The sequence below is a fragment of the Paenibacillus sp. FSL R5-0517 genome (assembly GCF_037974355.1).
Lineage (GTDB): Bacteria > Bacillota > Bacilli > Paenibacillales > Paenibacillaceae > Paenibacillus.
In genome coordinates this window covers 3,641,488-3,654,365 of record NZ_CP150235.1, presented here as the reverse complement: position 1 = coordinate 3,654,365, position 12,878 = coordinate 3,641,488, and the positions used below count along the sequence as shown (strand labels likewise).

At 49.8% G+C, this 12,878-nt stretch carries 7 protein-coding genes; 1 reads left to right on the top strand and 6 read right to left on the bottom strand.

Features of this window, described 5'->3' with window-relative positions:
* From MKX40_RS16110 to MKX40_RS16085, 6 genes are all read right to left on the bottom strand, one after another.
* Complete coding sequence (locus MKX40_RS16110) at positions 1–1,749, bottom strand: extracellular solute-binding protein (protein ID WP_339233898.1); 1,749 nt, start codon at positions 1,747–1,749, stop codon at positions 1–3.
* A gap of 78 nt (positions 1,750–1,827) precedes the next feature.
* The gene (locus MKX40_RS16105) at positions 1,828–2,748 is read right to left on the bottom strand and encodes a carbohydrate ABC transporter permease (RefSeq protein ID WP_253436444.1); all 921 of its coding nucleotides are present in this window, start codon (positions 2,746–2,748) and stop codon (positions 1,828–1,830) included.
* Between the two features lie 25 nt (positions 2,749–2,773).
* Complete coding sequence (locus MKX40_RS16100) at positions 2,774–3,715, bottom strand: ABC transporter permease subunit (protein ID WP_253436441.1); 942 nt, start codon at positions 3,713–3,715, stop codon at positions 2,774–2,776.
* A 251-nt stretch (positions 3,716–3,966) separates the two neighbouring features.
* Positions 3,967–5,790, bottom strand: a complete 1,824-nt coding sequence (locus tag MKX40_RS16095) for a sensor histidine kinase (RefSeq protein WP_339233891.1) — start codon at positions 5,788–5,790, stop codon at positions 3,967–3,969.
* A 5-nt stretch (positions 5,791–5,795) separates the two neighbouring features.
* A complete protein-coding gene (locus MKX40_RS16090) occupies positions 5,796–7,406 on the bottom strand; it encodes a response regulator (RefSeq protein ID WP_339233889.1) in 1,611 nt (536 codons plus the stop codon).
* A 3-nt stretch (positions 7,407–7,409) separates the two neighbouring features.
* Entirely contained in the window at positions 7,410–8,762 is a 1,353-nt protein-coding gene (locus tag MKX40_RS16085) for a glycoside hydrolase family 140 protein (protein ID WP_339233887.1), read from the bottom strand.
* Between the two features lie 312 nt (positions 8,763–9,074).
* Here MKX40_RS16085 and MKX40_RS16080 point away from each other — a divergent pair, with 312 nt between their 5' ends.
* On the top strand, positions 9,075–12,677 hold the full coding sequence (locus tag MKX40_RS16080) for a chitobiase/beta-hexosaminidase C-terminal domain-containing protein (RefSeq protein WP_339233884.1): 3,603 nt from the start codon (positions 9,075–9,077) through the stop codon (positions 12,675–12,677).
* Positions 12,678–12,878 lie beyond the last annotated feature (201 nt).

The window sequence follows — 12,878 nt, the reverse complement described above, 5'->3', positions numbered from 1 at the left end:
TTACAGCCCGTGAGCTTGACGAAGCCGCTGTACTTCGGCGTTATACCAGGCGGTAAACTCATCTGCTCCTGCTTTTTTGAATGCCGCAAGTGCCGCCTGTTTATTTGCTTCGAATGCCTGTTCATCCTTGGAAAGAATTACTTTGGCCGCTTCGCGCGCTGCCAGTTCTTTAAGTTCTGCTTCCTGTTTCTTCAATTTGTCGTCCAAGGTTACGCCTGGAACGGTGTTCCGCTGTACGATCTCCTCGTCCGTCATGCCGTCCATCCAGCTGGTGAACGTATTTAGTTTGCCTTGATCGATCCAATTTTTGAATACTTCTCCCGAGTAAGAAGCGCCATAGTGTTCTGCAAAATCTTTCTCAAGCGGGGTGGCCGCTTTGGACAGCGCCTCCTCCGAGGTAAAGAGGTCGACCGGCATTTTGTCATCGGGATTGACCATGTCACCGCCCAGACCAATGATGTTGCGATCCAGTGAAAGTCCGGTGGCTTCGTATGGAGCTCCGCCTGCTGCTTTCAATGCGAGTGTTTCGTCCGTAAGTGTCGGTTTGCCGTCTACCATCTTCCAGTGCTTGCCTTCTACGCCGTTATACATGGTGCGTGCACCTTCATAGGAGTAGATATAATTGAGGAATTCCATCGCTTTTTCAGGATGTTTGGATGTTTTGGATATGCTGTAGGCTTTATCCTGCCATCCGAGCGGATTGACTGCACCCGTCCAGGCCAGTTTGCCGGCAGGCACAACCAGATATCCTTTGCCATCCTTGGCATGCTGTGCATTGAAATCTCCCATCGCCCAGGTGGCGGGGCCAACAACGATCTGTCCTGCAGTTGCCTTAGCCATGTAGTCATTGTTCTTCATCGTCAGGGAATCCGGATCGAGCAATCCTCTGCGTTGAGCCTTGTTATAAAAGTTAAGTGCAGTCCAGAAGTTGGAGGATTCGTCGGTCAAGTTGCTGATGAAATCGCTGCCGCCAACTTTGGCTGCAGTCAGGTCGCTTGTCGTGCCTACATTCTCGGTAAAGATAATTGGCGGAATCGTATAAGGCCATAATCCCCAATCTTGCCACATGGACACGCCGTACACTTTTTTGCCGTCTTCGGTCTGCGGGTGCTTTTCCACAATTTTTCCTACAACGTCCAGCAAGTCATCCATTGTGGCCATTTCCGGGGTGCCAATCTCCTTATACCAGTCCCAACGAATCGTCGGGCCTATGGTAATTGGCGCAATGGAAGTGCCCGGTTTGGATTGCACTTGGGGAGGCAGGAAATACAGGTTTCCGGTGCCGTTGCTCCAGTTCTTTTTGCTGTATTCGACCACAGTACCGATGTTCGCCGTAATGTCTTTGCCGGATGTAGCGAGCAGATCGTCGAGCGGAACGATTAGATCCCCTTCAATTAACTGTTTTTGATATTTGTTCACGTCCGTACGTACCAGGTCGGGCAGATCGCCACCAGCGAGCAATACATTGAATTTGTTTTCGTCTGCCTCAACGTATTCAATTTTGACACCGATCTTCTCGGCAATAGCCTTGGCCACTTCGTTGTTCTGCTGCGTATTCCACTTGGAGCCGGTTTCCATGATGAGCACCCGCAGCGTCACGAGGTCTTTGTCCGAGCCGGTATCTGACGAACCGGTTTCGCCCGTGCTGGTCTGGCCCGTTCCCGAGCCGCTGCCCGTACAAGCTGCCAGCAGCAAGGACGTCATCATGAGCAGTGCAATTACATGGCGGAACGACTTTTTAGTTCTCATGTCATAACCCTCCTGTTTCTTCTTCTATAATTATCGGCGATTGCCGGATAATCCGGTGTGATTGCACCATATACAACCTTAACCCTTGACGGCTCCCATCATGATGCCTTTGACAAAATACCGCTGCAGCATCGGATACACCAGGACAATCGGCAGCGTGACAAGCATCGTAATGGTCATGCGAATGGACTGTGGTGTGAGCGTCCGGACAACATCGCCGCGGGTCAACTCATCTGTCGTCATGTTGGACAGGTTACTGGACTGGTTCAGGAAGTTGTAGAGTACCAGTTGCAACGTTTGCAGCTTCGGATTTTCCACCAGGAAAAAGTTGTCGAACCAGGTATTCCACTGACCTACGGCGGAGAATACGGCAATGGTGGCGATAATCGGCATCGACAGCGGGAAAATAATGCTGCGATAGATCCGGAAGTACCCGGCCCCATCGATCTTGGCCGATTCCTCCAGGGATGCGGGTAGCTGTTCGATGAACGTTTTGATCAAGATGATGTTAAAGCCCGACATCGCGCTTGGAATGATGTACAGCAGGAAATTATTCTGCAATCCATACGTTTTCATCGTCAGATACCATGGGATAAAGCCTGCATTGAAGTACATGGTGATCAGTACAAAACGGTAAATGATTTTGCGGAATGGCATCTCTTCTTTGGTAATGAGATAGGCAAAGAAGGAACAGCTGAACACCGTAATTAACGTTCCGAGCACGGTCCGGGAGACACTGACAATGGCTGCGTCCATGATGCCCGGCAATTTCACCGTCGCTTGGTATGCTTCAAGGGAGAAGCCGGCTGGCCAGAAATATACCCCTTTCTGAACCTCGATGGGATCACTGATCGAATAGATGAAGATATAATAAAACGGATAGATGGTGATGATGACAAGCAAGGATAGCACGATGTAATTAAAAAGGGTGAACGTAAGGTCTTTCCAATCGGTATGGCGGACGGGACGAAGCGTCTGTCCTGCGGGTTGTGTGCGCATGTTTGTTTTGCTCCTTTCCCTGGGGTCAGACGATGCCTTGACCGCGAACTTTCTTGGATAGAATGTTGACGCTGAAGAGCAGCAGAACGCTAATTACCGTTTTGAAAATGCCCACAGCCGTCGAGTACGAGTAGTCACCTGTCACCAATCCGAGCCGGTACACGTAGAGGTCAAGCACTTCGATCCGGTCTGCAATCATGACGTTGCTGAATACGAGATATTGCTCAAACCCTGCGGACAGCAGGTTGCTGACAGAGAGCAGCAAAAGCACAATGAAGGTCGGCATGATGCTCGGTAGCGTAATGTGCCAGATCGTACGCATGCGCCCGGCGCCATCCACCTTGGCTGCATCATACTGTTCGCTGTCGATGCCAACGATGGCAGCCAGATAGATGATGGCGCTCCATCCTGCGGACTTCCACAGCAACAGCAAGGTTTGCACCGTCCATACCCGGTCATAGTTACCAAGAATATCCACGGGTGGACTGCCGATCCCCGTTTTCATCATGATGGAATTGACGGCTCCCTCCGTACTGAACATGCTGAATGCGAGGGAAAATACGATGATCCAGCTAATATAATTCGGTAGTGTAGAGACGGTCTGCACCAGCCTTTTGAACCAGCCGGAGCGGACTTCCGAGATCAGTATGGCAAGCAGCATCGGTACGGGAGCGGTTGCAATGGACAACAAGCTTAGTGCCAGCGTGTTCGCCAGCACGGGTCCCATCCGTGGATCATCCAGCATGTTGCGGAAATTTTCCAGCCCCAGAAAAGGGGTTTGTTGAAGTGGGATGCCTGGTTTGTAATCAAAGAATGCGTAGATCCATCCGAATAAAGGTACGTAGCTGAAGGCCAGCGTAAACAGTACAAATGGTGTGGCCAGAAGCAGGAGGTGTATGCCGTCCTTGCGATTCAGCTTGCCGGTCCTTTGGGTTACGGCTCTGTTCAGGGTCTTGGTACGTTGCATATGAATTTCTCCTTTGTACGTGTGCTTTCGTATTGGCTTATTCATATGATAACGCTTTCTTGATGGCCCTTGAATGAAAGATCTCCTGATTTGCTTGAAAAAAACAAAGCTGCCTTCCGAGCCGACTTGAACAATTTTGAGACTCCGCTTGAACGAATAAGCAGTGCTCCAATATGCAAAAAACGCCCTCATGTGCTGCCTTTCGGCGAAGCTCACGAGAGCATGGATCATTCGAAGCCGCAGCTCCTCTTCTATAATCGATGTACAGGCAAGGTAACGATGGCCTCTGCGCCCTGATCGGCCGGAACGAAATGAATTCCGAAGTCCGGTCCATAATACAAACGAATCCGTTTATTGACGTTATTCAGTCCGATTCCGCTCCCGCCAACAGTGGATTTGGGCGAATCCCCCTTAGCCAGCTTTTCGTTTAACTTTAAGATGCTCTCTGCATCCATTCCGACGCCAGAATCGGTGACCCTCAGCATCAGACGTTCCTGGTTGACTGAGGCCGTAATTCCAATCTGAAGGGCAAAATCTTCACTCTGTCTGCCGGAAGCAATGGAATTTTCCAGTAGCGGTTGCAGGATAAAACGTGGCACCTGACAATCCATCCACTCTTCATCCACGTCCATTGTAAATGTAATATTATTGTTGAATCGCATATTAATGATCTTCAGATAATTGTCCAGATACGACAGTTCGTCCCGCAGAGAACACATGGAGTCTTTGCTGGAGAATACGGGGCGCAATATATTGCCCAGTGCTACAATCGTATTTACGATGTTGTCCGCCTTCACAATGACAGCCATCCAGCGGATCATGTTCAAGGTGTTATACAGAAAATGCGGATTAATCTGATACTGCAATGCCTCCAGTTCCAGCTCCCTCTTTTTCTCCTGAATCTCATTGTTTTTGTCCACCAGTTCTACCATGCTGAGCGACATCTCATTAAAGCGGCGAATGACCGTGCCCAGCTCATTATTCGGAACGTGATCGACGGTAACCCCGAGTTCACCGCGGCTCATGTCTTTCATTTTGCTAGACAATTGGTTGAGGGGTTTAATGATTTTGCGAAGCCAGAAATAGGAGGCTATGAATATCGCGAACACACTAATCGTGAACACGAGTACAAGCATTCGTTGAACGCCCAGAATCTGGTCTGCGTATTGACTGAGCGGAATTTCCTTCAGCAGGTACCACCCGCCGTCATGGAGTTTGTAATATACAACCTGCATGCTGCGTCCGGCTTTTTCGTCATCCAGGCTTCCGTAGGCCCCGTCCGTCAATTCCGCTCCCGGTGTGAAGTGGCTCTGCGTCCCTACCCGATCCGCCTCACTTGCCGAAATGATTGTTCCGTCAGCGCTGGCGATATACATATCGCCTTCTTCACTATTGAGCGCCGTAGCGTAGATGGATGATAGATACCGTTCATCGATATTAAAAATCAGGGTGGCGCTTGTGGTTGGATCATAGATGGCACGCGTGCCACGCATCAGGCTGATCAGGTAACCATCGTCCTCTCCGGTCAGATACGGATTGTAGAATGATTTTTTGATCCCGGAATGCATAACCAGATGAGGGTACTGTTCGAGCGTTTGACGGAAGGGCTCGGAAGTAAAGAAGCTCTGCTGCCATGCGTCCCGATCGTAAACGAGCGTCCGCTTCTGACTGCCTCCTACTGCCCCGAGATTGTCCGCCGTAATATAAATCGAGTCAATATAGTTGTAGTTGTCGATGAAATCGGCAATCACCCGCTGCACGTCGTTTTTCGATTCGAGAAATTCCTCTTCCGTTTTCTCTGAAATTTTGTACAAAAACTGCTGAATGTGATCATCCCGCAGAAAAAGCATGGATAGGCGATCGATTTCTTTCACCAGGCCGCCTATGTTATGGTCAAGCTGTTGGAATTGCTGGTAGAGCAACCGTTCGTTCTGGATTTTGATCATGTTCTGCATAAAGGAATAAATAAAATAAGAAGCCCCCGCCAGTACGGCGAGGCTGATGACCATAATATACAGAATAAGCTGTGTTCGGAGCTGTCTGGAGACAAACAGGGATTTGACGGATGTTCTCATTCATGTCACCCTCTGTCTTTGAGCGTCGTTTGGCGCCGATATTCGTTCGGATTAAGACCCGTAATTCTTTTAAATACCTTGCTAAAATACGTATACTCGGGCGAAAAGCCGACCAGAGCCGGCACATCGGACGAGCGCAGTTGATTTTGGGCAAGCAGGTCCTTGGCACGTTCAATCCGATAACGGTTCACATAATCAATATAAGTGATCTGCAGCTCTCTCCGGAACAGGTTGCTGAGATACCCCATGCTTAGACCTACATGGTCCGCAACCATCTGGAGACTGATGTTTTCGGTATAATGACGTTTGATGTACTCAATGGCGCGGGTAATCTCATCACTCATTTGTAAGCGCTTGCGAATTAAATCAACCAACGTGTCAATATAGATAACGACCTGGTCAAGCATATCCGGCATCGTGTCACAGATTTCCAACTGTTCGGTCATGCTAAGCAGCAGCGTTTTTTCATTGTTATGATCATATACATTCGTATTAATCCACTGTACAAACTGGTAAATGGTGATCTCCATTGATTTTCGCTCTTCGTTCATGCCACGTTCGATCTCATCCAGGAATTCGTCGTATTCTTTCTGTTTGAGCGAAGGAAGCAATTCCCGAAGAGGTGTATGACTTCGAAGCCGTACAAGTCGTTCAAGCACGCCCGAATGGTCTGCACGCCCTATTCCTTGATGATGTTGTCCGGGACCGGTGATGAATTTACGCTGTAACGCGCGTTGTGCCTCGGCGTATTGTCTCGGCAGCGAGTCATATCCCCCATTGATGCTGCTGATCCCGAACGAAACGGTACTGTTGAAATAATGACGGATCGTATCCTGAACATGTTCGAGCAACTGCCGAAGTTCCTGCACGATGGATTGTTCGGACAGTATATCGGCATAATGCAATACAAGCGCGTAATGCCGATCGTTGATCTGAACCGCCTCTCCCCGTTTATAACCGGACATAATCTCGCTTAAAATGTTTAACAGCGACATCTTGACCAAGTGGCCGTGTTCATCCCGAAAACGTTCCTTGAGCGAGGCATATCGATCCACTTCCATTACGCACACGACGAGACGAACGGGCGAAAGGCGTAGACCGCTCTCCGAGACGAATCTGGCGAATTCCTGCGTTGAGAAGATGCGATAGAACATAAAATCTTTAAACATCTTTTCCTTCACAAGCTCCATATCCGGAGACGCCGTCCCTGTCTTTTGCGATTGGGGTGGGATATGCTGCTGATCCAGCTCTTCCCTGACCCCTGTTAGTACCTGCTCAATCTCTTCTTCGGTCATGGTTAGTTTAAGAATATAACTGGAGACATCCAGTGTCAGTGCTTTGCGAGCCAATTCAAATTCTTCCAGACATGACAGCACAATGACGCGTGTATGTTTGTCTTGCTTGCGGATGTTGGAGATCAGCTCCATGCCATCCATTCTGGGCATACTGATATCGGTAATGACCACGTCGGGTTTCTCGCGCTCATAATAATCCCATGCGGCCAGGCCATCCGGGAAATCGGCCGTAACCTCCAAGCCGAATTTACTCCATTCGACGGAATTTTTCAATCCGATGCGAACGAGCATTTCATCCTCTACGATCATCACCTTATACATGCATTAGACCCCCTTCAAAATCAAAATCCAGTCATTCCCTCTTCCGCTGGTTGGGGCTGCAAAACGTTTAATGCCTTGATTCGGTATTGTAGAATCTGAATCTGAAGAAACCTTGGTTGTATCTCCTGTTCTGGGGCAAAACCACATGGCATTTGTTTTCTTGCCCTCAATATACCCCATGACGACATCGACGTACAAGCCATTGGGCAGATAAATGTAAGCGTTATATTTACTCTGCGCAGCTACGGCATGATTTGCGCCTGCACGGTTCTGATGAATCAGATTCGAATTGGGTCTCCAATCCGGGCCCAGCTCCCCTTCGAGTAATGCACGCGCATGGCGCATCTGCTCCGCACCAGGACGATGCAGTGCTTCCCGCCAGGACATAATGAAATAATCCCCTTGGCTGTTCGATTCCATGAGATCATGCGGACCTTGGTACATTGACCATATGGAATGGTGTCCATACGTATGACCCAGCGCACCGGCAAATAAAGCGTAATACGCAGCTTTCCTCACATCCGCTGCATCGAAATAACCTTGTTCCCCCCGAAATCCGACAGGAATATCCTCGTAACATGGCTCGGCATCCAGCGTGGGTTTCGCCGGCTTACGTTCATAATCTTGCTGCACACGTCTATCATTGGTAATCTCCCGCTCCCCGTGTCCGGATTGAATCATGTTGAAATCAAGCCACGGCTCATCATGCAGTTGGCGAGAAGATGACTCGCATCCCGGTGGATGGAACGTCATTAGTTGCCGGGCACCGCCTTGTTTCAGCCCCTGTGCCATGGACGTGACAATTGCGAAATGACGCTTTGTCTCCAGAGGACGGTCTCCCCCCAGTACCCAGATAATCTGAGGATATTCAGCGTATCGCTCTCCCAGCCATTTTCCGTAATCAAAGGCCGTTTCCGGTGAAAATACTTCTGGGCCTTTCCCCCACTTCCTGTTGAACTTGTCACCCCAAGTCGGGAGCAGTGCAACATACAGACCCAGATTGCCTGCAAGTTGAAGCATAGCGTCTACATGATCCCAATAGGAATAAGGTCCATCGGTATCCGGACGGATTGGTTCAGGTTGACCGTTCTCGTCCATATGAAAAGGCAGTCTGCCTTGAGCATTGCCCGTTGTGGTACCGCTGAACTCGGCCAGCAGCACTGTTTGAATGACCGTGAAACGCTGGTTGGCCCTTGTACGAAGGTACAGTTCAGTGTCTTCCCGGTTCAAACGATGCAGAAGTTCCCAAGCCGTGTCACCAAGCCAGAAAAAAGGGACTCCTTCCGACGTTTCCAGATAGCGACCGGTGTCGGAAACCTGAAGCGCAGTGATGGTAGAGTATGGATTAGTTGACATGTTATTGGACCCTCCCTATTTTTACAGTTCCATGGGCATTGCTATGACGATCATTTTCATGTTTCTGACGAAACACTCTCTAATAAAAGCATAAAATGCACATTTGTATTCGTAAAGGGCCTTTACCAAGCAGAATCGTTCAACCCGGCTTCGTTTTGTTCAACCTCAGCCGTTATTTTTTCAACTGTATCCATGGATAATTCAAATCTGACTTATATTGTAAACGCTATCATTTTAAGTGCCGCAAGTCGACTGTCTTAAACCACCTCATGGAGTAGCCCTTGCGGTAAACCATAAAAAAGGAGAGCTGAAATGAAAAGTAGATCCGGTCGTTTAGCTTCACGATGGGCAATTCCGTTCCTTATATCCACCATGCTCGCTTCGTTTGTTCCCGCTCCTTCCCTCATTTATGCGGATCAGAACGAGAGCCAGAATCTGAACCGTACCAGCCACACAATTACGATGGATACGAGTGATGTGATTCAGGATGATTTTCTCGGCGTCGGCGTCAACACCATTCCTACGGCCCTCATGCCCGGGCAAACTCAATACGGCTATTCGGAAGCCCACTGGGAGGTAGACAACAAGCGAATTCAGACCATTCAGCCCAAGGTGGCCAGAGTGTGGTTTCAGATCGACTGGATGGAACCCGCGAAAGGAACCTATACATGGGACAGTGCAAAAATGAAAGCTTTCTACAAATATCTCGACGCCTTCAAGGCTGCCGGAACCGAAATTGAGCTAAACTTTGGTTGGAAAGTCGGATCGACTGTGCATGACTGGTTCACAATACCGGGCATTGATCCATGGACGAGTGCGCCAGCTGATTTGGATGCTTATGCCGCTTCTGCCTCTGCCCTGCTGGAGGAATTGATACTGAACCGCGGTTACGACAACGTGAAATATCTGACGTTTTATAACGAACCGAACGGCAGTTGGGACTTTGAGGCTCCCGGTGACCAGAAAGCCTATTATGCCGAAATGGTGAATAAAACGAGTGCCAGGCTGACTGTGGATGGTCTGCGCGATCTGATCGAAATCTGGGGTCCTGAAGAGACGGGCGCTCCGGCCTGGATTGAGTACATGAAGCAATATGCGGATGACGCCATCGATGGATACAGCTTCCATGTATATGGAGAATCGTATGAAGGGCTCGGCAGCGCCTTTGCGCTGCGGAAAGGGTATGTTGGCGACAAGCCGCTACACCTGACCGAATTCGGCTGGGCAGATGATCAGGCGAGCAATTGGGATGCGGGATATGCGAACTCGGTCATCCAAACCGCCAATATGGGTGTGAAATCAGCCCTCATGTGGCAGTTAAACGGGGTTTGGACCAATGATCCTACCGGCGGAACGAACGGCACATATACGATGTGGGATGCGCTTGTTCTGGGGCTGATCCCTCGCAAAACATTTTATATCGCAGGCATGCTGAACCGTTATATTCCCGAGCATAGCGAGGTTCTGGCTGTGGACACGGGCGGTTCGAACGATGTACGCGCTGCGGCGTTCAGAGGCGACGACGGCAATTATACCGTGCTTGTGGAGACCAAAGCCGGCACGGAAAAAGAAATCAAGCTTGATTTTGGCGATACTGCGGTGAATCAAACGTTCCGCAAATTTGTATACAAGAACGATATTGTTCAAGAAGCCAACGCGGTTCTTCCTCCGGTTGCAGCAACTTTTCCAGGAGGGACTTCATTGACGGACAGCAACGTGGATGGAGATTACAATGTAATCATTTACACAACCCGGCCTGCCGAGACCCAGATCAAGCTGGATGAAGTTAATCCTACGGTTCGCTCAGGTGACTCCATCACGCTTGGGGCAGAAGTAATCGATAATACCGGAAGTGTGACCTGGAGCGTGGTCGGACAGAACAACGGCACCATTAACAGCAGCAGCGGCGTATATCAGGCACCTCAGGTGACGGATGAAACGCTGATTGCGGTTCGTGCGACCAGTACGGCCGATCCATCGGCATATGGCGTCGCCCTCGTACGCGTTCTGCCTTCGTCACAGGCGGGTAAAGTTGAAGTGCCAACATTCAGCCTGGATCGGCACATATTCCCTAGCTCCGAGATGCTCTATTTGGAGACAACGACCAGCGGAGCGCAAATTCGGTACACGACAGACGGCAGCGAGCCTACAGCCCAGTCCTCCCTGTATGTGAGGCCCATTGTTCTGAACGAAGGTTCGCTTGCGCTCTACAAAGCCAAAGCATTTAAAGATGGTTTGCAACCATCCGGCACGGTGTCCTCCCTGTATCAGATCGGACAAATCAGCAGCGCCCCGGACGGGTATAAGCTGTGCATGATTGAAAACGGCGGAGAGTGTTATTTTCAGGGTAAAGCGGTCGTTGCTTACGGTGCAGACGGATTATTTAATTATTCCATTCAGGAAAACGGCGTTGCCTGTACAAGTGCCATTCTGGGCGATCCGATTCCGGGCGTAGACAAGCGATGCTTTGTTAACCCCGAGATACCGGATGAGCTTCCTGTGGTCACGTTCTTCAACGCTGGATTTGAAAAACCGGCTACCACATCGGCCAGACCGGGACCCATGACCAACGGATGGGTGTTCGACAGCCGTTCCGGCGTGCAGCATAACAACGGTCCATTCCAGGCTAGTGCTGCACCTCAAGGTGTACAGACAGGTTATCTGAAAACGGATGGTGGCGTCTCCGGCACGATAAGGCAGTCGATCCATTTCAAGCCGGGAACATACCAAATGTCGTTCAAGGCGGCCAAACGCACCAGCTTTGGCGGTACGCAGTCCTTTGACATCTACTTCGATGATCAGGTCATTGGCTCGTTTCGGCCTGAATCCGGTAATTTCCAAACTTTCCGAACAGAGCCCTTCGAGAGCGCTGGGGGCAAACACACGATCAAGTTTTTAGCCACAACGACGGAAGGTGACAATACGGCTTTTATCGATGATGTACGGATTACGTTACCACAGACTCCGGAAGACCCTTATATCACCAATTCGAGCTTTGAGTCACCTGTGGTTACTAATCCGTCGGGCACGGTGAGCGGCATAACTGCTGGATGGAGCTTTAATGATCAGGCGGGGATATTGCGAAGTGGCAGCAGCATGACTTCTACTCCAGCAACTGCCGGGGTTCAGGCTGCATTTGTTCGAATACAAGATGGCGCTCATGGTTCATTTCAACAGTCGCTGACGTTTCCTGCAGGCAGCTACGTCATTAATCTGAAAGCTGCTGCTCAGAATGCAGGGCCAGCTCAACCAGTGCAGATTGAAGTGGATGGGCAAACGGTCGCAACGATTACGCCGTCCGGCAGCACCTATGCATCCTTTACAACGGATTGGTTTACCGTTGAACCTGGCTCGCATACGATCCTATTTTCCGCAACGGGTACAGGCACAGGTGCAACCTTTATTGATCAGGTTTCCATAGAAAAGGTTGCCGTTCCTGACTATGTCGCTCTGCAACATGGCGGATTCGAAAGTCCAACCGTCACGTCCCAGAACGGAGTAGCTGTGGCAAGTGGTGACGGTTGGAGCTTCAAAAACAATGCAGGCCGCATTCGCAATGGCAGTGTGTTCGGTGCTTCCGACGCACCGGAAGGCACGCAAGCTGCGTATTTGCAGACCCTGAATGGCAAGCAGGGCGAGTTCAGCCAATCCCTGATTTTCCCAGCAGGCCACTACGCCATTCAATTTCAGTCTGCGAAGCGGAGCAGTTTTGGGGGGCAACAGTCGTTTGATGTCTACATGGATGATCAGTTGCTCGGTTCATTTATACCGACAAGCGGTGCTTATGCCGAGTTCACCACGAACTCCTTTCAGCTCATCAAGCCGGGAAAACATCAAATCCGGTTTGTGGCAACTTCGGGAACCGGGGACAACACAGCTTTCGTGGATGATATTATGATTACTGCTCTTCCATAGAAACATAAGCACCAATTCATTACCTTCCATTAGGATAAGGAAAATCGTAACCACGCGCTCGGTGAGCTGTATCTTAAATTGTTGGAGGCTATCTAACGATTGGAGGTGCAGTTCATAGCGGGTGGTTTTTGACAATTCCTCACATCCACTCTGTTTGCCTGGTGACGAAGCCGTCGATTGACCTGTTCTATGAAAGAAACT

Coding starts and splice junctions, on each gene's coding strand:
- MKX40_RS16110 (WP_339233898.1), bottom strand. CDS start 1,749: ATGAGAACTAAAAAGTCGTTCCGCCATGTAATTGCACTGCTCATGATG.
- MKX40_RS16105 (WP_253436444.1), bottom strand. CDS start 2,748: ATGCGCACACAACCCGCAGGACAGACGCTTCGTCCCGTCCGCCATACC.
- MKX40_RS16100 (WP_253436441.1), bottom strand. CDS start 3,715: ATGCAACGTACCAAGACCCTGAACAGAGCCGTAACCCAAAGGACCGGC.
- MKX40_RS16095 (WP_339233891.1), bottom strand. CDS start 5,790: ATGAGAACATCCGTCAAATCCCTGTTTGTCTCCAGACAGCTCCGAACA.
- MKX40_RS16090 (WP_339233889.1), bottom strand. CDS start 7,406: ATGTATAAGGTGATGATCGTAGAGGATGAAATGCTCGTTCGCATCGGA.
- MKX40_RS16085 (WP_339233887.1), bottom strand. CDS start 8,762: ATGTCAACTAATCCATACTCTACCATCACTGCGCTTCAGGTTTCCGAC.
- MKX40_RS16080 (WP_339233884.1), top strand. CDS start 9,075: ATGAAAAGTAGATCCGGTCGTTTAGCTTCACGATGGGCAATTCCGTTC.